Genomic DNA, 25,729 nt, shown 5'->3' on the forward strand with positions numbered 1-25,729 from the left:
TACAATACTCTATGTTATCCATTTTTATTAGGGTTTTTTTAGGAGGTGGATAGGAGTAGGATAACAAGGGATATAGGTGTAAAAATAATTACGAAAGAAGAGATTGGTATGAGAAGTTTAAAGAGAATAGGTTTATTTTTAGTGGTTTCAATACTAGTATTCAGCTTAGTAGGATGTGGCAAGAAGGAGATTACAGTAGAAGGTCTTCGAGAGGCAACTTCAATAGAGCAGTGGAAAAAGGATTATAGTGAAAATAAAGTAGCTGCATGGAAAAAGATAATAGAAACAAATCCAGAAAATAAGTATTCAGTAGATGAATATATGAACATATCAAAAATGGAATCTAAAATATACTCAAATTTAATGACATATCTTAATGACTGCAATGCAAAGACAGATATAAACATTAAAAACATTAAAAATCCAACACTAAATAATAGAAAGCAAATTAATAGTGCAGCAAGAACAAATACTCTAGTTAAGGGTAGGGAAGAAAATGAGAATGCTGCAATTAAGGGAATTGTTACGGAAATAGAAAAATACATTGATGATTTAAATATAGATGTTAGTAAGGCTAAGAAAGACGTTGGAGCCTTTTCATCATTATTAAAGGACAAGTCACCAAGTAAGGATAGAATTGATTTTACTAAGCAAATATTTAGCTTTGTGGCACCTAGCTTAACTGAAGCTGTTAAAAAGGAAGCTATAGCATCATTAAATCAAACATATACATATAAAATGTCAGAGTCAGCAGATAAAATATCAGATCTTATGAAAGTATCATCTATAACAGGTGTTAAAATAGATAGTAAAGTAGCTTCAGAGCTTAAGGACTATGAAAGTAAACTTAGAAGCAAGAAGGATAGCATAACTAAGGAAAAGGATGCTAAATCTAAGGTAGAAGCCGAAAAGAAGAAGAAGGAAGATGCTGCTAAGAAGAAAAAAGAAGGAGTAACTATAGGTATGACTCCAGAACAGGTTAGAGCATCAATGTGGGGTAACCCAGATAAAATAAATAGAACAACAACTGCTTACGGAGTTCGTGAACAGTGGGTATATAGAAGTAAATGGAGTGGATACCTTTACTTTGAAAACGGAAGACTTGTAACAATACAAAATTAGAAAAAGTGGTGTATTAAAATAATTAGATTTTAATACACCACTTTTTATTTATATATTGTATAGTATATAGGATTAACCAGTAGTTGATTCTGAAAATTTATCGGTAACTACTTCTTTCCCCTCAAAGGATAATATTACTCCGATTATATATGATGATAGACTAACAGTAATTAGGGAGCAAAGTATTTTTCCTATAGGAATGTAGCTAAGTGACATCATTAGTACTACAAAATCTGTTACAAAATAGGCTTTAGATATTTGTATCTTAGTTGTTTTAGATATTACAAGTGCAAGTGCATCGTCTCCACCAGAGGCTCCACCTACTCTAACAACAAGGGAAACTCCTACTCCAACAAATATAGCACCTATTATTGCTGCAAGTATAGGGTTGTCTGCCATGTTTGGAATTGTATATCCTATTCTTTCGTGGATTGCATAGGAAGTTGAAAATCCTATACTTGCAACAATAGCATATTTTAAAAATTGCTTACCAAAGTATCTAAATGCTAGAATATAGCAAAGTATATCAATAGTAATACCTGAAACACTAGGGGATACCCCTGTCCAGTGTTCTAGAAATAGTGTAAGTCCAAGAACTCCACCTTCAGTTATCTGACTCTGGGAATGTACATTAAATAATCCATAAGTTAGTATAGTAACACCTATAAGTATTGAAGCATAAGTTTTAATTGAATTAAGGTGTTGTTTTTTTAGGGATAACATATGAATACTCCTCTCTTTTGTTGTTATAATAATAACTATAAAGTATATAGTAACTATACTGTCAATAATGGAATTAGGAGAAGTTTTTATGGATATAAGATTTACCATTGGAGAGATTGCAAGGTTACATAATTTATCTAAGCAAACACTTATTTTCTATGACAAGGAGGGGATTTTTAGTCCTAGTATTGTAGATGAGAATAATGGATATAGATATTACACAGCGGATCAGCTTGAGGTATTAGATAGTATTTTAATATTAAAGGAAATAGGATTATCACTTAAAGAGATTAAGGAGTTCTTAAAAACCCGTGATGTAAGTGTATCCCTAGAGCTTATGAAGGGGCAATTATCTAGTATTCAGCAGCAGATTAGGGAACTTAAGAGAACAGAAAAAAGACTAGGGCGTAAAATATCAACACTTGAGGAATATAGTAATTCACCAACTAAAGGTGTTGTATTTAAGAATATTTCAAGGGAATATTTATTTGTAGATAGGGTTCAGGGAGATGGCAGTTTGCTTGAACTTGATATTTGCCTTAAGAAATTAATAACAAGGGCAAAAAAGGAAGATATACCTTATTTCTATCAAATTGGGGCTATTATTCCCCAGAAGAATATAAGAAGTGGAAGATATACAACCTCAGCCTATGGATTTTTGCCACTTAGTGAAAAAATTAAATCAAGTAGCTGTATTGAGAAGGAAGCTGGATTATATGCTTCTGTATATCATAGGGGAACCTATGAAAGTATAGGGATATCATATAATAAGCTTATTCAAGAGGTTGAAAGTAGAGGATACTCATTAAATGGGGACTCCTATGAGTATTGCATATTCGATAGTTTAACTTCTAGAAAGAGAGAAGACTATACAACGGAAATACAAATAAGAATCCAAGAATAGCAAGTGGATATATGGACATGTAATGTCTATATATACTTTGAATCAAAGGGAAAAATCTAAACTTTTAATTAACTATATGGTTAATTGATATTGTAATGGTAATAGATTTATAAAGAATACGGACATATTATGTCTATATAAATATATAGAGTTAATATGTCCGCTTTTAATATAACTGGACGATATGTGTCTTGTTATAGTGTTCTATACTTTTTAAGTGCAAGTGTGTTAAGTACTAGAAATAGTACTGCATACCCAAATAATATAAGAATATCAAACCATACGGTTTCAAATGTAGCACCTCTAATAACAACCTGTGTAAGTGCATCAGCACCATAGGTTAGAGGGAATATTTTTGATAGGTATATAACCCATGTTGGTGCATCATTAAGTGGAAAAATGCCGCTGAATAGTATTTGGGGTACTATTATTGCAGGTATGAACTGAAATAGTTGAAGTTCTGTTTTGGCAAAGGTACTTAGTAGTGTACCAAGTGCAAGTGAGCCTGCTGCTAGCAATATATTAATAACTAGTACAAGTACTGGACTTCCCATAACCTGAATATTTAGTCCGTATACCATAAATAACTGTATAACTACGGTTTGAAGAAGTACAAACACCCCAAATCCAAAGAAGTATCCAAGAACAATCTCATATCGTCTAATAGGTGTAGCCATTAGTCTATCAAGTGTTCCACTTATTCTTTCCCTTAAGAATGCAATTCCTGCTAATAGGAACACAAAGAAAAATATAAAAAAGCCCATCATCATAGGAGCTATGGAGTCAAATGTATCCCTATCCTCATCTCCAAATAAAAAGTTTGTGTTGATTTTCATAGGCTTAATTTTCATAGAATCTGGTACAGGAGCCCCAGTTAAAATAGATTCATTGTACTCAGAAATAGATTGACTAAGTGCCTTTTTAACAGCCCCTGTTATTTGGGTTTCTGTTCCCTCAACTGTAACATCTATTAGTATTTCGTTGTTTGTAGAAATATATGATATTATCCCATCTATTTCTCGGCTTTTAAGCTTTGATAAGCCTTCTTCCCTAGAATAGGTAGTTAGAGTTGCTTCCTTACTTATAGTTTGAACAAATGATACTGGAATATCATCATCTGCAACAAGTCCAAGACTTGGGGTTTTTACTGATGAGTTAAGTATTATACTTAGAAGGAATAATACAAAAACAGGAGCTACAAATAATAATCCAAGGGAACGCTTGTCACCGATAATTTGTTTTATAACCTTTTTGGTCATTGAAAGTATTCTCATAATTAAGCCTCCTGTTCTTTTCTACTATAGAATAGGAAAGCATCCTCAATAGTTTGTCCACCTGATGAGGAGATTATATCAGAAGGTTTTCCAAAGGCTATAATATTACCTTCACGAAGCATGGCTAGTCTATCACACTTATGTGTTTCATCCATAACATGGGTTGTTAAAATAATTGAAGCACCTGATTCTTTAATTCTGTTAAACTCTGCCCAGAACTTCTGTCTAAGAACAGGGTCCACTCCAACTGTGGGTTCATCTAGTATAAGTATCTTTGGGCTATGAACAAGTGCTATAGCAAGTGATAGCCTACGCTTCATACCTCCAGAGAAATCTTTAACTAGTTTAGATTTATGTTCTATTAGATCTACTAGAGTAAGTAGCTCAGTTGCTCTTGAAATAAGGGCCTTACCCCTGATTCCATATAGTTCTCCAAAGAATATTAAGTTATCCATAGCAGAAAGATCCTCATATAGAGCGTCACTTTGAGCCATATAACCGAAGTTAGCTGAGTTTGAAAGTGAAGGCATCTTAACCGAAAGTACATGAACTGAACCAGAACTTGGGGCCTTCATTCCAATAATTGATTTGACTAGGGTTGTTTTACCACAGCCTGAAGGTCCTAGTAAGCCTAGAATTTCTCCTTCTTCGATGCTAAGGCTAAGATTTTGTATAACTTGATGTTTTCCGTAACAAATACTTACGTTAGATACATTGATTACTTCCTTCATATCTTATCTCCCTTAAGTTAATATCTATATTAATAATAACACTAAAGGGAATATTTAGAACTATTTTAACTTATATCCATAGAGAAAAACATCAAGTCTCATAGAACCATTATGGAAGTAGATATCTGTTTCACGTATCCTTGTAAACCCTTGACTATCATAGAATCCATAATTACAATTACTATCTGTATATAAATATAACTGGTTTACATCTTTACTTTTCATGTGATCTAGAAGCTCTCCTAGAAGAGTTTTTCCAATGCCAAGTCCCTGTGATTCTTTAGATACAATAAATAGCTGAACACATCCCTTAAACTTATCCTTCATTCCGTTTATTAATTCATCGTATGCATCTGTTATTTTAGAGAATTCACCTATGGAGCTTCTGTTTTTAAGTGCAGAAAATATGATTTTAACCATGCTTTTTAGGTATGCTATTCTATTTGATATTGTAGATATTTTCTTCTCTCCATTAACGCTTCCTAATATAAACCCTATAACTCTACCATTTAAGGTTGCAACATTAGAATAAGTACTTGATAATATACATTCTTGAAGATAAATATCTAAAACATATTCAAGCTGGGATGGGTCCTTAACATAGGTATTAATCCCAAAGGATTCACCTATAAGGGATTTGATTTCAGGGTAATCACGTTTTTCTAGCTTTCTAAATACAATATTATTCATAAATATCATCCTTTCATAAAGTTTCTTGTTTCTTTATAATGATAGTAATATGTACCCTAAGGGTAGAGTCAAGGGAGGATTAATATTTTATGGATAAGCTTTATTCCATAGGTGAAGTTTCAAAAATCAAGGGAGTGACAATTAAGGCATTAAGATATTATCATACTGAGGGAATTCTTGTGCCAAGCCATATAGATGAAGGAAGTGGATATAGATATTATTCAATTAATCAATTTATTTACATAGATATTATTAAGGTTTGTAGAACACTTGGAGCATCTATTTCTGAAATTAAGAAAATATTTAAAAACTGTAACACAGATGAATTAATAGAATTCCTAGGAGAAAAAAAGGCAGAGGCTATTCAAACAATTGGGGAAATGAATAGGGTTATTGAGAATATAGATAAATTAACTAAAACAGTTGAAGATTCAAAGGCGGCATTAAGTAAGGAGGATATTATAGTTAAGGAATTTGAGGATAGACCTATTGTTTTTGTTCCATGCAAAAGGGTAGGAAGCCTATCAGAACTGCTATACTATTCAGATCTTGATAGGGTAATTAAGGAGAATGACTTCAAAGTAACAGCGATTAGGGGTATCCACCATGGTTTTGACCATGAGGGGAATGTTATTCCTATGTACGCTTTTAGTGAAATAGATGGGGCAGTTGAAACCTGGGACCATACAAGGGTGCTGCCAGCAGGTAAATATATAGTTATGACATATTCAAAGGAAAACCAAGCGGAAAGAATGGAGAAGCTTTATAAATATATAGAAGAAAACAATTATGCTAAAAACAGTTTAATTGAGATTGAACTTCTAAATGATTTTTTTAATGTTGATACATATAGCTGTGAGGTACAAATTCCTATTTAATAAGAACAATATTATGAATTTCCTAATATTATATAGCTGAAAACAGAGGGTAATGTGATATTAAATTGCTAAGGAGAATATAAATAGAAAAGTAATTAAAGTTAGGAATTAAATAATATGGAGGGCGGTTATATTATGGCTAAGAAAAGTATTCTAATATTATTAATACTTTCGGTACTTATGTCATTATCATTAATATCATGTTCCACTAATGAGGTAGCCTTAAGGGTATCGCCAAGGGGAGATGAAATTTCAGCTGATGAGGCTATGGTTCTATTAAGGGAGGGTAATAATAGATTTGTTGAAGGAAAAAGTGAGATCCATGACCTATCTAAGGAGAGAAGAGAGTTTCTGGCTAAGGATGGGCAGTTTCCATATGCTACTATATTAAGCTGTTCAGACTCTAGGGTACCACCAGAGGTTATATTTAATGAAGGTCTTGGGAATATTTTCGTAGCTAGAAATGCAGGTAATGTTGTTGATAAGGTATCCCTTGGAAGTATTGAATATAGCGCTAAATTCTTAAAAGTTCCCCTAATAGTTGTTTTAGGACATACCCACTGTGGAGCAGTTAAGGCTACTATAAACAATACACAAGCAGGACCTAATATAGAAGAAATAGAAAATCTTATTAAGCCTGCGCTTGAAATAGCAAAGAAGGAAGTAAGTGATGAACATGCACTATATGAAGCAACAGAAATACAAAATGTTAAAAACTCAATAAGTAATATTAAAAAAAGTGAAATCATAGGCCAGCTTCTTAAGGATAACAAGGTTAAAATAGTTGGAGGAATGTATTCACTAGAAACAGGAAAAGTTGAACTTATAGAATATTAAAGTTAATATGAATATAGTTAATTACCATTTTAAAACATGGTGTAGTAATACTGAATTTAAAATCGTATCGATTAAGATACGATTTTTTTATATGTATGCAACCTTTTTCACAGTTTAGGTATCTAATAGATAAAGACAAACTAAAAAGGTAGGAGGGTATATGGAGAAATACAGGTTAGTTAAGTTGGCTAAAAAGGGTAATGGGAAAGCCTATGTAGAGCTTGTTAAGGAGTATGAAATGACTCTATATAAAATAGCAAGTAGAATGCTTGGGAACAATGAAGACGTTGCAGATGCACTTCAAGAAACTATAACCATAGGATATGAGAAAATATCAACGTTAAATAAAGCAGAGTATTTTAACACATGGATCTGTAAAATACTTATTAATACTTGTAATAGGGTATTAAACCAAAGAAAACAGGTAGTAGATATTGAGGAGTATACGTCTCTTAAGTCAAATGAAAATGGTTACTTAAAGGTAGAGATGGATGAGGCCTTAAACAGTATTAGTTATGACTATAAGTTGTGCTTAGTTCTTTTTTACATAGGTGGATTTAGTATTAAAGAAATAAGTAACTATTTAGATGAGCCTGAGGGAACTATTAAGTCTAGACTTTCAAGGGGGAAGGCAAAGCTACGAGAGAAATACTTTAACTGTGAGGATGGTGTTATTAATGGATAATTTAGATAAGAAGATTAAAGATGAATTAAACAAAGATGAGGTTATGCCTGAGAATATAAGAAAAAGGCTTAACAATACATATAAATCAATAGAAGATAAGAAGCCTAGGAAATTTCCTTATAAAGCAATAGCAGGAACCTTAGTTATAGCAGCTTCTATAGCGTTTTTTAGTACAACTTCATTTGCTGAAATAAAGTCCTTCTTTGGATTTAAGGATGAGGCAATTAGTAAGGCAGTTGAAAAGGGGTTCGTAAGTAAGGGGACAGTGCAGGCAGTAGACAGTGGAGTAGGTATTAGATTTTTAAACCAAACAGGTGATAAAAGTAAAGTAGCTCTAGAATTTGAGATGGTATTCGATGATAAGAATTTTATAAAGGATAAGACTTATTTATTTGTTGAGTATAGAGTTCGTGATAGTAAAGGAAACTATGTAATTGATTGTGTTAGTGATGACAAGGAGTTTAAAGTTAAGGAGCACGTAACTTCAGGTGGAGGAATTTATATAATTTCTAAGAATGAAGAAACTGGGGTGTTAAGGGGAAGTATAGAAATTAATTCTAACATAGGAAAGTTACCTAATATATCAAATGGGATAGTTGAGATTATTAGTATTGGTATAAGCAATCCTAGAGATGAATCATCAAAAATAGTGGGAGATTGGAAATTACCAGTTAATATTAAAAAAAGCACAAACCATATAAACTATAGGGTAGTTGAAAATAAGGGAGATATTAAGGTAAGTGGTGTTAAATCATCAGAGCTTGCAACCAATATAGTAATCGATATTAATCGAGAGGTTAAGAATGAAAATGATTTATTTCATGGTAATTTATATATAGAAGATAAAAATGGAAAAAGATATTACCATGATGGATGTATGTTATATACTGAAAATGGGAAAGCAAGAGCTCATATTAACTTTGATTTATCAAGTTATGAGAACTTAGATGAATTTAAAGTGTATTTAAAGGGATATGGAGAGGCTAGTGTTCAAAGAGAGTTAACAAAAAAGTAACTGGTAGGGATTGTAAATATATATTTACAATCCCTTTTTAGAGTAGTAATATATACTGGGTACTATTGGGTACTTAAAAAAACTTGTACGTACTACGGAGGGTGATATGAGGGATAAGAGTATTATAGAGGTTGCTATGGGGCTTTTTAATTCTAAGGGAATTAGTGAAACCTCAATTGACGAAATAGTTAAGAGCTGTAAAATATCTAAGGCTACTTTTTATAAGCTATTTAAGAGTAAGGAAGAATTAGTAGGAGCTATGGCGATAAATCTTAAGGAAGAGTTTGTTGAAAGCATAGTCCAAATTGAAGAGGATAAGCAGAAGGATTCTAGGGAAGTACTAGCTAGTATAATAGTTAAAACAATAGAGTTTGTTAATTCAAGTATGCCATTTTACACTCAGGTTGTTGAGGGATATAGTGCAATTAATGGGGAAAGTACTAAAAAGGTTAGGAGATATATTAGAGAATTTATTATTAATGAATATTATAAGAGTGTAGTTAAGGCTTATGGAGCTTCGAGTAATACATGGGATATTGTTTTTGCTGTAGATAGTCTGGTTCATCAATTTAACTACATATATAAAATAAACGGAACAAACATATCCTTAAAGGAACATGGAGGATATATTATTAGTGTTTTAGACCTTGTAAGTAGGGGTATAAACGGACAAGATTTTAAGGTAACAAGGGATACTTTATTAGCATCGAATAGTATTAATCCTATAAATGACAATAGGGAGGAATTACTAGTAGAAGTTACAGACCTTAAGGTGTTATCTACTGACATGTCTGAAAACATAATTGAAGCTATTAATATAATTGAAGAAGAAATAATAAGCGAAAAATATAAAAGTGTTATATTAGAGGGAATGCTAATGTTCATAGAAGTGGAGAGTTTGCTACAAAATAGTGTTAGTAAGATACGACGAATTATAAAAAGAATGTAGGTGTTAATGGTGAGAAATAAGCAGTTCAATGTAGAAAAATTTGATTATAAAGAGGCTACTATAATAGGGCTAATTATGATGTTTGGAACATTTGTAGGATCACTTGCAGCAACATTAGTATCACCAGCTCTTCCAACTATAATGGAGGACTTTAGTATTACCCCAGCTAGTGGTCAATGGTTAACTACAGTGTATATGTTAGTACTTGGGGTTATGATACCTCTTACTGCATATTTGGTTAATAGATTTACAACAAGGCAGCTTTTTATTACCTGTGTTGGGGTGTTTTCTCTTGGAAGTGCTATAGCATTAACAGGGCATAGCTTTGAGGTTTTATTATTTGCTAGGGTATTACAGGCAATAGGTGCAGGAATCCTTCTACCCCTACTTCAGGTAACGGTACTTACTATATTTCCACCAGAAAAAAGAGGTTTTGCAATGAGTATAGTTGGGGTAACAATAGGGGTTGCACCTGCTATTGGGCCAACACTTTCAGGGTATTTAGTAGATGCTTATGGATGGCATAGTTTATTTCTAGTAACCCTTGTTCTTGGAATAATAGATCTTGTTGCAGCTGTATTTTTCTTAAGAAATATTGGGAAGGTTGGTAAGGGAAAATTTGACTTGCCATCCTTAATTATGTCTATAGTAGGGTTTGGTGGAACGCTTATAGGATTCTCAAATATAGGCAATTATGGACTTACAAGTGCTAATGTAATAGTACCAATGATTGTTGGTGGAATAACACTATACATGTTCTTTAGAAGACAACTTGTTTTAGATGAGCCGCTTTTAGAGGTTAGGGTATTTAAAAATAGAAGGTTTACTATAAGTACAATACTAGTAAGCATAGTATATGGTTCAATGATGTCTGCAACTATTATAGTTCCTATGTATGTTCAAGATATTAGGGGATATTCTGCATTAACATCTGGGCTACTGATTTTGCCAGGTGCTATAATAATGCTTCTTTTTAATCCTGTTGCAGGGAAGATACTTGATAAGTACGGTGGAAGAATTCTATTTATAGTAGGAATGACCCTTTTATTAATAGGTAACCTAGGATTTATACTTCTTGATGAAAGTATATCACTATTATTCTTAACAATAGCATATGGATTTAGAATGCTAGGTGTCTCCTGTTTATTAATGCCACTTACCGCATGGGGAGTTAAGTCTATACCAGTTGATTATATGTCCCATGCATCTGCACTTAATACAACATTAAGACAGGTTTCTGGTGCTATAGGATCTGCTATATTTGTATCTATAATGGTTAAGGCTTCAACACTAGGAGTATATAATTCTCCTATAATGAATAATATATTTGGAGTTGAAGTGTCATTTATGGCGGTTTCGGTTCTATCATTAATTGGTTTAATAATCACAATAATATATGGAAAAGACAAAAAAGCAGGATGTTGACATAGTCAACATCCTGTCATGAAAAACTTGTTTTTCATGAGGTTTGCCAAGGGGTGCTAAAGCTGCTGCGTGCCGCTGAAGCGCCACTTGACCCCTTGAAAGGAATGGTCTGCTGGGGAACAGGTCCCCCTTCACCATGGATTAAAGTTTTTATTTTTACATGAGAAACAAATATTTTACAATATTTGTTTGATAATACTTTGGTTAAATAGGGTTTATTTATATCCAAAATATAATTTACAAAAATTATATTTTGGATATTTTATTATCAATGTAGAAATAACTTCGACAATGTGGTAAATTTATATTAAAGAAAGGGATAATTATTATTCCTTAATAATTAAAAACACTTATACAATGAAATTGATTTAAAATATAACAAGATAAAAAGGTATAAAATTGCTTTGAAAAAGCAATCATTACAAAGAGAATATAAAATACTGAGGAGGAAGCTAAAATGAAAAAGCTAGAAAACAAAGTAGCATTAGTAACATCATCAACAAAGGGAATTGGACTTGCTTCAGCAGAGATACTTGCAGATAACGGAGCGTTAGTATATATAGCAGCTCGTTCAGAGGAGCTTGCAAAGGAAGTAATTAAGGGAATTGAAGATAAGGGTGGCAAGGCTAAGTTTGTACACTTTGACGCTATGGATGATGCTTCAATGGAAGCAATGGTTGATACAGTAGTAGAAAACGAAGGAAAGATTGATATTCTAGTTAACAACTATGGAGGAACAGACGTTAGAGTTGATAGGGACTTAGTAAATGGAGATACAACTGCATTTTTCGAAATCCTTAACAGAAACGTTAAGAGTGTATACCTAACTTCAAAGAGAGCAATACCTCACATGATTAAAAATGGTGGAGGAAGTATTGTTAACATCTCAAGTATAGGTGGAGTGGTTCCAGATCTATCAAGAATCGCATACACTACTTCAAAGGCAGCAGTTAACTCACTAACTAAGAATGTTGCACTTCAATATGGTAAAGTAGGAGTTAGATGTAATGCAGTTCTTCCAGGACTAATTGGAACTAAGGCAGCTCTTGAGCACATGACAGAAGAGTTTAGAACTTCATTCCTAAGACACGTACCTCTAAACAGAATTGGTGAGCCAGATGATATTGCTAAGGCAGTACTATTCTACGCAAGTGATGATTCATCATTTATTACAGGGCAAATTCAAGAAGTTTCAGGTGGATTTGCACTAGGAACTCCTCAGTACGCTGATTTTATGGGCGGAAAATAGAATTTAATTACGACAAAAAAGTAGTATTTCCTAGGAAATACTACTTTTTTTATGTCTAAAAATAAATAAGCTAAAGAATTATTTTAGTTTAAGGATTGCAGCATATTAGCTAGGTTTAGATATTTCTCTGTTAAAATAGGATTTGGTTTCTTATCACGAATAGTATCAAGGTGATCCGTGTTTTGGATATTACCAAGGTAGTTCCAAACTCCAGGTTTAGGATTGCCCTTATATTCTACATGTTCATCTTTAGAATTAAGGATTGGATACTTAGCTGATATTACGCTAACAACTCCATCATTAGCCCACCATTCATTAGTAATTGGAACCATGTTTTCTTTGCTACTTGTTTCCATACCCATTCTTAAAGATGTTAATACAAAGTTAGATCTCATCCCCTTATTTGGATAATGAAACCCTGTTATTCTACTTTTATAGGTATCCTGGGTTGATAGAGAAAAATAGTATATGTCATCAATAGCAGGTACCCTTTCGTTAAAATCCCTACACGCTTCAGGGGTTAAATCATACATACCAAAGTCCTTCATGTATCTTATAGCATCACTAGCTAGGATTTTTTCTATATATTCTTTGTATGATTTAGATGATTTACGAGATATTCCCCACTGATCAAGCTTTAAGTCGTTTAAATCAGGGTTTTCATATGAAGATGAGGTTGAAGGGAAAAGAATTTTCTTAATTGCATTAATAAGAGCCCCTTTGTTGTTAGCATCTTGGCTACCGTTGTGAGGAGTTTGAATCGTTGTTATGCTGAAAATATTTGAGTTGCCTCCCTTAAAAAGAGGTGATAGTTCATTAGAAGGAGTAGACTGGATTTCATCTTGGCTACCATTTTTTAATAAATGTGCAAAAAGGCGGGCAGTTAATCCACCCATACTATGGCCAATTAGATGTATTTTTTGGTTATTTTCTTGGAACTTTGGCATAACCCCAGGGTATGTTTTACCATATCTATCATGTCCACACTTTTCAGAGTGTGATTTTCCGTAATCTACTTTTCCACCTACTAAATAAGCATAAAGTTCACAGGCTCTATCCCAATTACTAGCAAGTGAACCAAGGTCAGGGGAAAATGCTTTATATCCACTATTATTTAAGTTTTCGATTATACTGTATTCCCCTCCAAAATAGTTTTCACCGGATGAGTTTTTTTCACCCCAACCCATAAAGCCATGAAGAAAAACAATTGGATAGTCATTGGCTTTAGAAGCATTATTTTGATTAGCAAGGGCTAGTGATGATGTTGAAATAAGAAAAAAACAAATAATTAAAGATATTATAATAGCTTTTTTCATATAGACACCTCCTTATAATTATCATATTCAATTAATACCAGTAAGTATTAAAAATTAAAAAATTTTAATAAATTATAAAACACTTGATATTGTATTGAACTACTGTTATTATAGTAATTGCCAATGAAAATCATTATCAAACTATAGGGTAAAAAGGAGTAGATAAAAATGACATATAAGGCAAGAAAATTTCTATCTGTATTAGGAGTAGCTGTGCTTTCTTTAGGAATATTTGCAGGTTGCGCTAAAACAGACAAAAAAAATTCAGAAGATAATATTGTAAATATATATTCAGCAAGGCATTATGAAGTTGATAAACAGCTACATAAAGATTTTGAAAAAGAAACCGGTATTAAGGTTAATGTTATAGAGGGTAAGGCCCCAGAACTTCTTGAAAGAATGAAAAGAGAGGGAGCTGATACACAGGCGGACCTATTTATATCTGCTGATATAGCAAACTTATATCAAGCAGTTGATGGAGAAGTTACTCAGCCTATTAAGTCAGAGGTTGTTAACAAAAACATTCCAGAAAACTTAAGAGGTAAGGACAATAGCTGGGTTGGGCTAACAACTAGAGCAAGGGTTATTGTATATGATAAGGAGAAGGTAGATCCTAAGGATTTATCAACTTATGAGGATTTAACAAGTGATAAATGGAAAAATAGTATATTAGTTAGATCATCATCTTCATCATATAATCAATCACTACTAGCTTCATTTATAGAACTAAATGGAGAAGATAATGCTAAGAAATGGGCAGAAGGTATTGTTAAGAATATGGCTAGAAGTCCAGAAGGTAATGATAGGGATCAAGTAAAGGCAGTAGCAGCAGGACAAGGAAAAATAGCTATTGTTAATAGTTACTATATAGGAAAACTACTAAATTCTAAGGACCCAGAGGAAGTTAAGGCTGCTGAGAAGGTAGGGGTATTTTTCCCAAAGCCTACTCATGTTAATGTAAGTGGTGTTGTTATGTCAAAGCATAGCAAAAACAGTGAGAATGCTATTAAATTTGTAGAGTTTATGACTGAGAAAAAGGCTCAGGAAGCTATGGCTCGTGAAAACTCAGAATATCCTGCTAACAAATCTGTAGAACCAAGTGATTTGCTTAAGAGCTGGGGAGAATTTGAGGCACAAAACATTGATATAACTCAAATAGGTAAGTTTAATAAGAAGGCAAGTGAAATATTCGACCAAGTTGGTTGGAAGTAAGATATTTAAAATAGAGGCACTCTATAGGATTGTCTCTATTTTTTTAACTAGAGAGGAGAGGATTCATGGTGAAGCATAAGGTAAGCTATTTATCAATATTGAGTTTTATATTTTGTTTAATGATAATAGTGCCTAGCTTAGAAATAATTATAAATTTGTTTAAGGAGCCGGGTCAGCAGTGGGCACATATTCAAGAGTATTTACTTAAGGATTATGCAATAAACACTATAATAATATGTATATTTACAGGGGTGTTTACACTAGTTCTAGGGGTAGGTATATCATGGTTAATATCAGCCTATGACTTTCCCTTAAGAAGGTTTTTTAAGTGGGGTCTTGTACTTCCCCTTGCTATTCCTCCATATATAGCAGCCTATACTTACTCAGGAATATTAGGCTATACAGGAGATTTACAAACATTACTTAGAAGTATTGGCATTCAGGTAGATCAAAGATATTTTGACATTATGAGTATAGGAGGAGCTATATTTATATTTACAATATTTTTGCTGCCCTATGTATATATGATAGTAAGATCCTACCTAGAAAAACAATCATCTTCACTTGTTGAAACAGCAAGAATGCTTGGAGAAAGTGAGATTGGACTGTTTTTTAGGGTTGTTTTACCTATAAGTAGGGTTGTTATAGTTTCAGGGATAACCCTTGTTATTTTAGAGGTTATAAGTGATTATGGGGTAGTATCCTATTTTGGAGTACCTACTTTTTCAACTGCAATATTTCAAAGTTGGTTTTCTATGGGAGATGTTGATAGTGCAGTAAGACTATCAGCAATACTTCTTGTTATTGTTTTCTCTGTAATAAGTGGGGAGAAGTTCCTAAGAAGAAGAAAAAGATATAGTGAAACAAATGGAAAGCATAGAGCGTTAAAAAGAAAAAAGCTTAAAGGAATAGGTGCTATATTAGCATTTTCTCTATGCTTTATAGTATTTTTTCTAGGGTTTTTAGCTCCTATAATTCAATTACTAAAATGGGCTATGTTAAGTTATGAAAGTGTTATAAGTCCTTACTTTGTGGAACTTATATATAATACTTTATGGGTATCAATTGTAGCTAGTGTAATTATTATTATAGCATCACTAATAATAGGTAATTACACAAGGCTTAACAATAATGCTTTTTCAAGATTAGCAGGTAAAATAACAGTCTTTGGATATAGCGTGCCAGGGGCAGTTATAGCTATAACAGTTGTAGTGTTTTTTGTTGATATAGATAAGGGTTTAGGATGGCTATATAGTGGGATTTACTCTGATGGGAGAACCCTTGTATTAAGTATGAGCATAATAATGCTTATATTTGCCTACTTTATAAGATACTTAGCTGTAGGATACCAAAGCATTGAAGGTGGCTTTCAAAAGATAGGAAAAAGATATTACGAGGCTTCAAGGTTACTTGGCCATTCTAGGTTTAGTACATTTATTAATGTTGACTTTCCTATGATGAAACCATCTATTATCGCAGGGCTTGCCCTTGTATTTGTAGACATAGTTAAGGAATTGCCACTTGTACTTTTACTTAGACCTTTTAATTTTAATACACTAGCAACTAAGGTTTTTGAATACGCAAATGATGAAATGATGATGGAAGCTTCAATTCCTTCACTATTGATTATTGGGGTTAGCTTTATTGCTATTATTGTTTTATATAAGGTTGGAGATAAGGAGGATAACCATGCTTAATATAGAAAATTTAAGATTTAAACATCCAAATTGTAAGGATAACTGTATAGATAATATTAGCTTTCAGGTTAATGAAGGAGAAATAATTAGCCTTCTAGGTGAAAGTGGAAGTGGAAAAACAACAATACTAAGGTTAATATCTGGACTTGAGGGTAGTGTAGATGGGAAAATAACTATAGATAACGTGGTTGTTAACGATAAAAATATATTTGTAGACCCTAGTAATAGGAAAGTATCAATGGTTTTTCAAGATTATGCACTTTTTCCCCATATGACTGTTAAGGATAATATAGGCTTTGGAATTAAGAAGTTATCTAAATTAGAAAGACAAGAGAAGATAAGGGAGTGCTTAAGATTAGTTAGAATGGAGGAGTATATTAATAGATATCCACATGAACTAAGTGGGGGGCAGATGCAAAGAATAGCAATAGCTAGAGCCTTAGCTATTGATCCAAAGATATTACTACTTGATGAGCCATTTAGTAATTTAGATTCTAATCTTCAAGAAGCAATAAGAGGAGAACTTGAAGAAATTATAAGAAGTGTAGGAATAACATGTATTCTTGTTACCCATGATAGGGAAGATGCTCTTAAAATTTCAGATAGAATTATAAATATTGAAAAAGGAAAAGTTAAAAGTATAGACAAAATAAGGAGTAGATAAATCTACTCCTTATTTTGTGTCAACAGGTTCAGGGTTGGATTCAGACCACTTATTCTCTGTTGTAATAGAAGTAATAGATACTCCATATCCAGCAGAACCTTCAGTTGATGAAGTCATATCCTTCTTCTTAGATGATTTAGACTTGCCCATAGGACACCTCCTAGTAAATCTTATATAAGGTATTATTCCCTAAACCTCAGAAATTATTATGTAAAATGGAAAAAATATAAAAAAGTATTGATATTAGTTATCAATTAGTGTATTATAGGAGAGGTTGAAAAGAGTTATCAATTGAAACTGTTCTTCATATAATAATTAATATGGAGTGGAATAACTAATTTCAAATTTAAAGGGTGTAAAGGTTTATTTTATATTTTGTTAAAGGAGTGAGTATATGCAATTTAAAGTAATATCCTTAGTTATTGCAGGGGTTATGGCTTTAACAGGAACTCAAGTTTATGGAGCTGAAGTTATTAGAACTAACAATATTGTACTTGAAGGGAAGGAAGTGTCTACTTCATCTACAGCCACTACTATAAAGGATGGTAAGTATACTATCCAGAATGATGCATTACATATTGTTAATAACGAGGAATCTGTGGCTAGAAAGTTCTTAGATAGGGTAGCTGATGTGTTAGTTGTTAATGGGAAAACAATAATAACACTTAAGTTTACAGGTAAGTCTATGATGGCTAATCATAAGATTAAGGTAAATGGAGTAGAAACACCATTTAGAGTTATTAATGAAGAAGGAGATAACTTTCATATAGCATTCCCTGTTTCATCATTTGATGATTCAATTGTTGTAGCAGCTAGAACAATGGGAGTTCGTGATGTTGAGTTTAGAGTGGTTCTTAAGAAGGATACACTAAAGCCTGAGGGAGAGGTTCAGCCGCCAGTAAAGCCAGAACCACCAGTTCAGCCACCTGTGAAACCAGAACCACCAGTAAAGCCAGAACCAACACCGGATCCTAAGCCAGATATAAATGGCTCAAAGTATGAAAATGGAACATATAAGATTAAAAATAAGGTTACTGCAGCAAGTGCTACAGGACAAGAGTCATCAAGAAAGTCACTTAATGAAATAAGCTACCTTGAAGTAAAGGGAGCAGATAAGTTTGTAACACTTGGCTTTGGTCAAATGAACTTTATGAATAATATTAGAATTTATATAAATGGTAAGAATGTTAGCTATAGTGTTGTTTCTAAGGGAGCAACTACTATGGATATTAAATTTAAAACTCCTTCAATAGGAAGTAGAATTGAAGTTAGAGCATTTATTATTCCAATAGAGAAGGATATTTCATTCTCAGTAAATCTTATTGAAAGTTCAATGACTTTAATTAAGAAGGATGAAGCTGTTAAACCACTAGGCAGTGGTGCAACAGGAAATATAACTTCAACAGCTGGACAAGGCTCTACAGTGGGAGGTTCTACAACTTCACTTCTAGGAGCAGGGGGACAAGGGTTAACTACAGGAGTTAAGCCAAGTCAGTACTTTAAGAAGTATTCAGTTGAAAATGAAATTTTAAGTGATAGCTTTATAGGTAAAAAGATGTCTAGAAAGTCACTTGATACTAAGGCTATATTTGAAGAGATAGATGGAAAGTTCTATGTAACCCTAAGACTTATTGGAACAGGAGTTATGAAAAACATTAAACTTAAGGTAAATAAGAATGATACTCCATATGAAGTTGTAGCTAAGGGATCAGATGATATGATAATTAAATTCCCTGTTTCAGGAATTAGTGATGATATTAGACTTTATATGTATATTACAGCTTCAGGTAGAGATATAGACTTTGGAGTTAAATTATTAGAAGATACAAAAACTCTTATAGAAGAGGGAACAGTTGGAGCAGTAGCTACTAAGGTAGATGCTAATTCATCTGTGTTTAGTAAGGAAGAAAAGGTAGATGTTATGCAAATAGCTCTAGTAACTTCTGCACTAACAACAGTATTCATATTCTCTGCAGGTGGAATTATTTATTTAATTACTAGACTTGTTAAGAGAAAGAAAGCAAAAAAGCAAAACATTACTAAGTAAAGATGTTAACTAATCTATCAAATATTATTTTGCCTTCTAATTAAAATTAATATAAATCATGTTAATCCAATGTAAATAGGACTGCTCAGTGGTTAGAGCAGTCCTATTTTTATTTTTTTAAATTTTTTAAGAAATTTTATTATTTTTTTCAAAAAAGGTACCTAAACAGTATTTTTAAATTGTATTTAATGGTGAGAGTGGAATTAATATATAAAACTTTACCGTTATCAAGGAGGATGAAACTATGAAAGAAATTATAGCAGGATTACTTATCACAAGCCTTGGAGGAGGCGGAGCAGCGGTTGCGGTTGCAAACGCACCAGCACCAGCAGCCCCAGAAGTATCAAGACTAGAGAATAGATCAATTGTAAATGGTCATGGAGATGGATGGGCTGACAAGCTTAAAGAAAAGTATGGTGATAACTGGGCTAAAGTACTTGAAGAGAAGTATGGTGCAAACTGGAGAGATATGATAGATGCAGAGCTTCTTGCAATTGAATCATCTAATAAGGAAGAAGCAGATACTGACGATGTAGACGATGCAGATGATGCTGATGATTCAGATGATGATGGGGATACAGACTCAGACGATGATGCAGATGACGATTCAGATGATGATGCAGACACAGATTCAGATGATACAGATGATAATGAGGATGATGCAGATGATGCAACAGATACAGATAATGATGATGCAGATGAAGATGATGATGAGGATGACAAGAAGCCAGTAACTGGAAACACTAGTAAGCCAGAGGGCGACAAGAAGCCGTCAACTTCTAAACCATCAGGTAATACTTCAAACGACTCAGATGATGATGATTCAGATGATGATGAGGGTGACGATAACTAATATAATACAGGAAGCTCTAGAACCCCATTTCTAGAGTTTCTCGTCTTGTAAACTAACAGGCGCTAGGTATAATAATGATAGGTTAAAAACTTATGGAGGTAGGTTGATGACTATACAGGTTAGCTCACTGGAAAATCATGATATCAATGATTTAATAAAAAATCATATACCACTTATAGTAAAGACAATAAGTGAAGTCACTGGTAGGTATGTAAGTGTTGAAAATGATGAAGAGTTTTCTATAGGACTTGCGGCATTTGTTGAAGCTGTAGAAAAATATCAAGAAGATAAAGGGGTATTTACTTCCTTTGCGAAGCTTGTTATATCTAGTAGAATTAAAAACTTTCTAAAGAAAGAGAATAGAACATGTGGGAATGTTTCGATAGAGGACTTAACCGAAAAAGGAATAGATATAGGGGAGGAGTACAAGAGCCCCATAGAAGATAAAACCATCCTTTTAGGTGAAATAGAAAGTTTTAAAAAGGACTTGTTAGAGTTTAATATGACCCTAGAAGATTTAGCTGAGGACGCTCCAAGGCATGAAGATACAAGGAAAAATGCTATAGGTATTTCTAAAAAGGTTAGTAGGGACGAGGAATTAACAGGATTTATATTCTCAAAAAAAAGGCTTCCAATAAAGAGAATATCCTTAAAATTCACCGTAACCGAAAAAATCATTAAAGGAAGTAAGAAGTTTATATTATCTGTTGTTATTGTTTTTTATAAGAACTATAGAAATATAAAGCTATGGATTAAAGGATAGGAGGTGAATGCATTGTTATATAAGGGACTTGTTTTAGAAATAAAAAAAGACTATGCCCTTGTAATGAAAGATAACGGAACCATTGTTAAGATAGGCATTAAGAATGGACTTTCAGAGGGTAGCACAATATTTTTTTTGGCTGAGGATGTTTTAAGTAGCGGGAATATAAACAGCGGACACAAGAAAAGCAAGATTACAAGGATAATTACCCCATTAATTGCCCTTGCAGCTCTTATTATGATATGCATAACACCTCTCCTTAAAAATGCATTTAATACTACAAGTTATGGGATTATTACAATAGATATTAATCCAAGTATATCAATAGAAATAGATAAGGAATATACAATAACTAAGGTTAGTGGACTTAATGATGACGGTAAAGCTCTTAATATAGATAATATTAAGGGGAAACCACTTCAAGAGGGTATAAATATAATTAAATCTAAGGTATTAAGTAGTAAAACTATAACAAACAAGGATTCAGTTATTATTGGATTCGCATTTTTAGGTGATGAAACAGATAAGACTTTCGAAGATAAGCTTAAGGCATCACTTAAGGAAGAATTTAAAGGCTTTGAAGTTATTTATATAAAGGGAGACAAATCCACTCTTAAAAAAGCAGAAGGTAAGGGAGTGTCACTTGGTAAGTACAAGGCACTTCAAACACTTAAGGGAAATGTTACAGAAGAGGATTTGGAAAAAATGAGGGTGGATGAGCTTGTTAAGCTGCTTAAGGATTACTCAAAAACACCAGGTGCTAATAAGGACTTAATAGATGATATTAAGGATGAGTTAGAAGATAGGGAAGAGGATGCTTTAAGTGACAATGTTAACAAGGGAGAGAAACCTTTAAAAAAACCAACAACAATTAAGCCATCTAAGGATGACTCGGATGAAGATACTGATAGTGATTCAGATAGTGACTCAGGGGGAAGTTCAGATGATGGCAAAGTAGACAGTAATGATAATGACACTGATAGTAGTGATGATACTGGAAGTGATAATACAAATAACGATGATAGTAATGATGACTCCCCATCGGATGATAGCGATAGTGATTAGGTTCTATTAAGAGACCCTAATGAATTTGTAAACTACCTATGAGTATGATAGTATAGAGTCATTCAACTATTAACTTATACGGAGGATACGATATGACACTACCTAACTGTCCAAAATGTAAATCAGAATACACATATGAAGATGGTAATCTTCTTATTTGTCCTGAATGTGCACATGAATGGACTCTTGAAGAGGGTTCAGGTGATGGGGATGAATTAGTTGTTAAGGATTCAAATGGCAACATACTATCAGACGGAGACTCAGTAACAATAATAAAAGATCTTAAGGTAAAGGGTAGCTCTTCACCTATTAAGAAGGGCACTAAAGTCAAGAACATTAAGCTTGTTGACTCAGATCATAATATTGATTGTAAAATAGACGGTTTCGGAGCTATGGCACTTAAGTCAGAGTTCGTTAAGAAACTATAATACAAAGGGTGTTATCAAATTAATTTGATAACACCCTTTTTTATTATTTATTAAATACCTTTTTTCCATTGTTATATGTTTCAACAACTGTAGAGGTAGCTATTTCATGATTTGGAATAGTGAATATATCCTTATCAAGTACCACAAGGTCAGCATCTTTGCCTATTTTAAGTGAACCAGATGTATTCTCAGCATAGTTACCGAATGCACCGTTTATTGTGTATGACTTAACCATGTCTTCAACAGAAGTAGCTTCATTTCCATTAAGTAGAGTTTCCTTCTTAGAATCTCCAAGTGCGCAACGAGTAACCCCTACCTCAATTCCTTGAAGTGGTGCCCAGTCAACAGTTACAGGGAAATCACTTGCTGATGCAACTGTAATACCTGCCTTAAACAATGAACCAAGTGGATACTGAGCATCTGCTCTTTCTTGTCCTGTTATTTCAACAGCTTGGTTATAGAATGCATCTTCCTTATATGCCCAGTTAGGCTGAGGAACAGCAATAATATTAAGGTCTTTCATTCTCTTAACATCCTCTGCTTTAACAAGTTGAAGGTGAGTAATTTTGTGTCTAAGGTCCTTATTACGATTTTCCTTTTGGGCTGCTTCAATAGCATCAAGAGTATACTTAGTAGCAGCATCACCTATACAGTGGATATGTAAATCGATTTTTTCTTTATCGAATACCTTAATTGCATTATTAAAATCTTTTTCATCCCATATAGAGAATCCCTTATAGCCTGGCTTATGTGTGTAATCTTCTAGTAGGTAAGCAGTTTCACCTTCTAGAACACCATCATTAAACATTTTAACACCTAGGAATTTAACATATTCACCTTTAAGTTTATCTCTCATTTCTTTTATGAATGGTAGCTTAGAAGCTCCTTCATGTGGGAAAACTGAGTATGAAATATGGTGAACAACATTTAGCTTACCTTCTTTTTCAAGTTCAAGAAGAGCATTAGTTATAGGCTCTTGGTTGTACATAAGAATATGGTTAACCTGGGTTACACCTCTTTCAAGTGCAAGCTTATCATATTCAACAATACTTGCCTTTATATCTTCAATAGCAAACCCAGGAAGCTTCTCAAGTGTGCTCCATGCAGCAGTTTCGTATAGGATACCATTAGGTTCCCCATTTGGTAGTCTTCCTATTTTTCCTCCTTGAGGTTCCGTGTAGTTCTTATTAACACCAGCCATAGCTAGAGCCTTTGAGTTTAGCCATATAGTATGTCTATCCTCAGCAATTAGAATGATCGGTTTATCCTTTGATATTTTATCTAAATATGATTTAGGATTAGGATCATTATGTACAAGTGGAACAATCCATCCAGCTCCAAATATAGTATCCTTGTCCTTTGATTTATCTGCATACTCCTTAACTATTTTTACATAGTCCTCAAGTGATTCACCATCACTTAGCTTAGCAGCATAAAGTATTTCTACACTGTTTGAAGCATGGGTATGACTATCAACAAATCCTGGAAGAAGTGTTTTACCCTTAAGATCAACAACCTGGGTTTTGTGGTTTTTAAGCTTGTCCACTTCATCAGACTTTCCTAAAGCAATAATTTTTCCGTCTTTAATAGCAAGGTTTTCAACCTTAGCTGAATCCTTTTCCATAGTGTAGATATTACCGTTAGTAAATACTACATCTGCTGATTTAGATGAATCAGCTGAGCTGCACCCAACAAGTGATAGTGCAAGTGAAAAAGATAATCCAAGTGTTACAAGTGTTCTTTTCAATTTTTCAGACCAACTCCTTTAGTAATAAATAAATTTTTATATTTAATAAAAACAACCCTAAAAAGTTTAGTATTACTAAACAAAAATATTATTGATATTAAACTTACAAGAATTTATTATACATGGTTTTAAAAAATATGCAATAATTTTTATTAATAAATATAGAAATTATAAAAATATATAGAATAAAATATAGGAATATGGCAAATGAAAAATGCAAGAAAATACAAAAATAAATGGATATATTTGTATTATGTGAAACTGAAATGTAACTAAACTAAGGGTTTTATATGATAAAATATAGAAAATAAGGGTAATTAAATTATTACCAATATTAAATCTTATAAATATCCATAAAGTATAACTTAAGAATAAATATACATAAAATATGAATTATAATTATGGGGGTAAAATGGAGGATTTAAGTGTAAATAAATCTAAAAAAACCTTACCAAAGATAAGCAAAAACCTAAAATACATAGACTTAATTTTTGGAATTTATATTTTAACCTATGTTATAGGGAGCAAAATCCTAACGAAATACGATCTGATCTTAACAAAACCATTCTATACATTGTTCCTTATATCACTTGGAGGATTTTTAATATTATTTCCCCTTAAAAAGGAGATAATATACTACTCAGCAAATAATGATGAATCAACTAAAAAAGGTATTATGAGAACAGTTAAAATACTTTCAGTAATAGTCTTAACAGGATTAACAATGTTTATAACCTACACCTTTACAGACTATGGGCAAGTAGAAACAACTAAAGACTCAAGGCAAGTAACAGTAATAATTAAAAGCCTTGGATTACATGACTCAATAGCAGAGTTTTATGAGCCATATATGGGAGTGCTCCTTAAAAAGTCAACAATTCCAAACCAGCTTCTAGATGGACCGGATTATGAAACTTACGACGAATCAAGAATCAGAAATAGCAATTACCAGTAAACAATACATATACTATAGGACAGGACTTATAGGAGGATTACATGGAGGTAGCAAACTACCTAGTTATAGCGTCCCTAGCAGCAACAATAATACTCCCAGCCCTTATAGTAGCAGGAACAGCATTCCTCGGATATGTATTTTTCAACAGTAAAAAAAACAAAGATGAAGATGAATAACAAAAGATAAGTAAATAGATTTTTAAAGACACCAACCTCTATCTAGCGATTTTAAATCATATTAGTTGATTTGCTATCTCGGTTAAATTAATGTAGGGATTAAATTAAAAGCAGATACCTTTGAGCCTACAAACTGTTGATAAAGTTCATGATAAGATAAGCACTAATGCTTCGTATAAAATTTTTAGCAAAATTTTATATAATAAACAAAAGAAGTGGTAACTCAAAGAGTTACCACTTTATCATTTGCAATTAAAAAATTTAAATGCATGGTCAAGGGGGCTATGCCGCCGCTGACCATTCCTTATGAGGACCCAAGTGACA

At 32.9% G+C, this 25,729-nt stretch carries 26 protein-coding genes; 19 read left to right on the top strand and 7 right to left on the bottom strand.

What is annotated here, in order from left to right; translation table 11 throughout:
- Positions 1-108 precede the first annotated feature (108 nt).
- On the top strand, positions 109-1,122 hold the full coding sequence (locus RR539_RS05095; protein ID WP_332473817.1) for a hypothetical protein: 1,014 nt from the start codon (positions 109-111) through the stop codon (positions 1,120-1,122).
- Between the two features lie 72 nt (positions 1,123-1,194).
- Here the strand turns inward: RR539_RS05095 and RR539_RS05100 are convergent, their stop codons facing one another.
- Positions 1,195-1,845 (bottom strand): YitT family protein, encoded by a 651-nt coding sequence (locus RR539_RS05100; protein ID WP_332473816.1) that lies wholly within the window; start codon positions 1,843-1,845, stop codon positions 1,195-1,197.
- An 88-nt stretch (positions 1,846-1,933) separates the two neighbouring features.
- Here RR539_RS05100 and RR539_RS05105 point away from each other — a divergent pair, with 88 nt between their 5' ends.
- Positions 1,934-2,749 (top strand): MerR family transcriptional regulator, encoded by an 816-nt coding sequence (locus RR539_RS05105; RefSeq protein ID WP_332473815.1) that lies wholly within the window; start codon positions 1,934-1,936, stop codon positions 2,747-2,749.
- A 194-nt stretch (positions 2,750-2,943) separates the two neighbouring features.
- Here the strand turns inward: RR539_RS05105 and RR539_RS05110 are convergent, their stop codons facing one another.
- The 3 genes from RR539_RS05110 to RR539_RS05120 are packed head-to-tail and all read right to left on the bottom strand — an operon-like array spanning position 2,944 to position 5,444.
- The gene (locus tag RR539_RS05110) at positions 2,944-4,023 is read right to left on the bottom strand and encodes an ABC transporter permease (RefSeq protein ID WP_332473814.1); all 1,080 of its coding nucleotides are present in this window, start codon (positions 4,021-4,023) and stop codon (positions 2,944-2,946) included.
- Positions 4,024-4,025: 2 nt separating this feature from the next.
- Positions 4,026-4,754: an ABC transporter ATP-binding protein gene (locus tag RR539_RS05115; RefSeq protein ID WP_332473813.1), complete on the bottom strand. Its 729-nt coding sequence runs from the start codon at positions 4,752-4,754 to the stop codon at positions 4,026-4,028.
- Positions 4,755-4,814: 60 nt separating this feature from the next.
- Positions 4,815-5,444 (bottom strand): GNAT family N-acetyltransferase, encoded by a 630-nt coding sequence (locus tag RR539_RS05120; RefSeq protein ID WP_332473812.1) that lies wholly within the window; start codon positions 5,442-5,444, stop codon positions 4,815-4,817.
- 89 nt (positions 5,445-5,533) lie between these two features.
- Between RR539_RS05120 and RR539_RS05125 the strand changes: the two genes are divergently transcribed.
- The 7 genes from RR539_RS05125 (at position 5,534) to hdhA (ending at position 12,482) form a co-directional block, all read left to right on the top strand.
- Complete coding sequence (locus RR539_RS05125) at positions 5,534-6,322, top strand: MerR family transcriptional regulator (RefSeq protein ID WP_332473811.1); 789 nt, start codon at positions 5,534-5,536, stop codon at positions 6,320-6,322.
- 135 nt (positions 6,323-6,457) lie between these two features.
- Positions 6,458-7,159, top strand: a complete 702-nt coding sequence (locus tag RR539_RS05130) for a carbonic anhydrase (RefSeq protein ID WP_332473810.1) — start codon at positions 6,458-6,460, stop codon at positions 7,157-7,159.
- 160 nt (positions 7,160-7,319) lie between these two features.
- The gene (locus tag RR539_RS05135; RefSeq protein WP_332473809.1) at positions 7,320-7,844 is read left to right on the top strand and encodes an RNA polymerase sigma factor; all 525 of its coding nucleotides are present in this window, start codon (positions 7,320-7,322) and stop codon (positions 7,842-7,844) included.
- Positions 7,837-8,859: a hypothetical protein gene (locus RR539_RS05140; protein WP_332473808.1), complete on the top strand. Its 1,023-nt coding sequence runs from the start codon at positions 7,837-7,839 to the stop codon at positions 8,857-8,859. Before RR539_RS05135 ends, RR539_RS05140 begins: the two co-directional genes overlap by 8 nt.
- Positions 8,860-8,965: 106 nt before the next feature.
- The gene (locus RR539_RS05145) at positions 8,966-9,808 is read left to right on the top strand and encodes a TetR/AcrR family transcriptional regulator (protein ID WP_332473807.1); all 843 of its coding nucleotides are present in this window, start codon (positions 8,966-8,968) and stop codon (positions 9,806-9,808) included.
- A gap of 6 nt (positions 9,809-9,814) precedes the next feature.
- Positions 9,815-11,233 (top strand): MDR family MFS transporter, encoded by a 1,419-nt coding sequence (locus tag RR539_RS05150; protein WP_332473806.1) that lies wholly within the window; start codon positions 9,815-9,817, stop codon positions 11,231-11,233.
- A 457-nt stretch (positions 11,234-11,690) separates the two neighbouring features.
- Complete coding sequence (hdhA, locus tag RR539_RS05155; protein WP_332473805.1) at positions 11,691-12,482, top strand: 7alpha-hydroxysteroid dehydrogenase; 792 nt, start codon at positions 11,691-11,693, stop codon at positions 12,480-12,482.
- 83 nt (positions 12,483-12,565) lie between these two features.
- On the opposite strand, the gene RR539_RS05160 is transcribed toward hdhA, so the two are convergent.
- Positions 12,566-13,798, bottom strand: coding sequence for an esterase/lipase family protein (locus RR539_RS05160; RefSeq protein ID WP_332473804.1), 1,233 nt, complete (start codon positions 13,796-13,798; stop codon positions 12,566-12,568).
- Between the two features lie 168 nt (positions 13,799-13,966).
- Between RR539_RS05160 and RR539_RS05165 the strand changes: the two genes are divergently transcribed.
- The 3 genes from RR539_RS05165 to RR539_RS05175 all read left to right on the top strand — a co-directional run bounded on the left by RR539_RS05165 (position 13,967) and on the right by RR539_RS05175 (position 17,371).
- Positions 13,967-15,010, top strand: a complete 1,044-nt coding sequence (locus tag RR539_RS05165; protein ID WP_332473803.1) for a Fe(3+) ABC transporter substrate-binding protein — start codon at positions 13,967-13,969, stop codon at positions 15,008-15,010.
- Between the two features lie 155 nt (positions 15,011-15,165).
- Entirely contained in the window at positions 15,166-16,707 is a 1,542-nt protein-coding gene (locus tag RR539_RS05170) for an ABC transporter permease (RefSeq protein WP_442878390.1), read from the top strand.
- Entirely contained in the window at positions 16,700-17,371 is a 672-nt protein-coding gene (locus RR539_RS05175) for an ABC transporter ATP-binding protein (protein WP_332473801.1), read from the top strand. Before RR539_RS05170 ends, RR539_RS05175 begins: the two co-directional genes overlap by 8 nt.
- Before the next feature lie 9 nt (positions 17,372-17,380).
- On the opposite strand, the gene RR539_RS05180 is transcribed toward RR539_RS05175, so the two are convergent.
- Positions 17,381-17,521: a hypothetical protein gene (locus tag RR539_RS05180; protein WP_332473800.1), complete on the bottom strand. Its 141-nt coding sequence runs from the start codon at positions 17,519-17,521 to the stop codon at positions 17,381-17,383.
- Between the two features lie 244 nt (positions 17,522-17,765).
- Between RR539_RS05180 and RR539_RS05185 the strand changes: the two genes are divergently transcribed.
- The 5 genes from RR539_RS05185 to RR539_RS05205 all read left to right on the top strand — a co-directional run bounded on the left by RR539_RS05185 (position 17,766) and on the right by RR539_RS05205 (position 22,527).
- Positions 17,766-19,418, top strand: coding sequence for an NEAT domain-containing protein (locus RR539_RS05185; RefSeq protein WP_332473799.1), 1,653 nt, complete (start codon positions 17,766-17,768; stop codon positions 19,416-19,418).
- Between the two features lie 244 nt (positions 19,419-19,662).
- Positions 19,663-20,271, top strand: a complete 609-nt coding sequence (locus tag RR539_RS05190; RefSeq protein WP_332473798.1) for a hypothetical protein — start codon at positions 19,663-19,665, stop codon at positions 20,269-20,271.
- A 106-nt stretch (positions 20,272-20,377) separates the two neighbouring features.
- Complete coding sequence (locus RR539_RS05195) at positions 20,378-21,034, top strand: sigma factor (RefSeq protein WP_332473797.1); 657 nt, start codon at positions 20,378-20,380, stop codon at positions 21,032-21,034.
- Positions 21,035-21,046: 12 nt separating this feature from the next.
- Entirely contained in the window at positions 21,047-22,099 is a 1,053-nt protein-coding gene (locus RR539_RS05200; RefSeq protein WP_332473796.1) for an anti-sigma-I factor RsgI family protein, read from the top strand.
- Positions 22,100-22,191: 92 nt separating this feature from the next.
- On the top strand, positions 22,192-22,527 hold the full coding sequence (locus RR539_RS05205; protein ID WP_332473795.1) for a zinc ribbon domain-containing protein YjdM: 336 nt from the start codon (positions 22,192-22,194) through the stop codon (positions 22,525-22,527).
- A gap of 43 nt (positions 22,528-22,570) precedes the next feature.
- Here RR539_RS05205 and RR539_RS05210 read toward each other — a convergent pair whose 3' ends face one another.
- The gene (locus RR539_RS05210) at positions 22,571-24,274 is read right to left on the bottom strand and encodes an amidohydrolase (RefSeq protein WP_332474916.1); all 1,704 of its coding nucleotides are present in this window, start codon (positions 24,272-24,274) and stop codon (positions 22,571-22,573) included.
- 412 nt (positions 24,275-24,686) lie between these two features.
- Here RR539_RS05210 and RR539_RS05215 point away from each other — a divergent pair, with 412 nt between their 5' ends.
- Both RR539_RS05215 and RR539_RS05220 read left to right on the top strand, forming a co-directional pair.
- Entirely contained in the window at positions 24,687-25,229 is a 543-nt protein-coding gene (locus RR539_RS05215) for a hypothetical protein (RefSeq protein ID WP_332483858.1), read from the top strand.
- Between the two features lie 41 nt (positions 25,230-25,270).
- A complete protein-coding gene (locus RR539_RS05220; protein ID WP_332474914.1) occupies positions 25,271-25,405 on the top strand; it encodes a hypothetical protein in 135 nt (44 codons plus the stop codon).
- Positions 25,406-25,729 lie beyond the last annotated feature (324 nt).

The sequence above is a fragment of the Clostridium sp. genome (assembly GCF_036639235.1).
In the GTDB taxonomy this organism is placed as follows: Bacteria; Bacillota; Clostridia; order Clostridiales; family Caloramatoraceae; genus Clostridium_AB.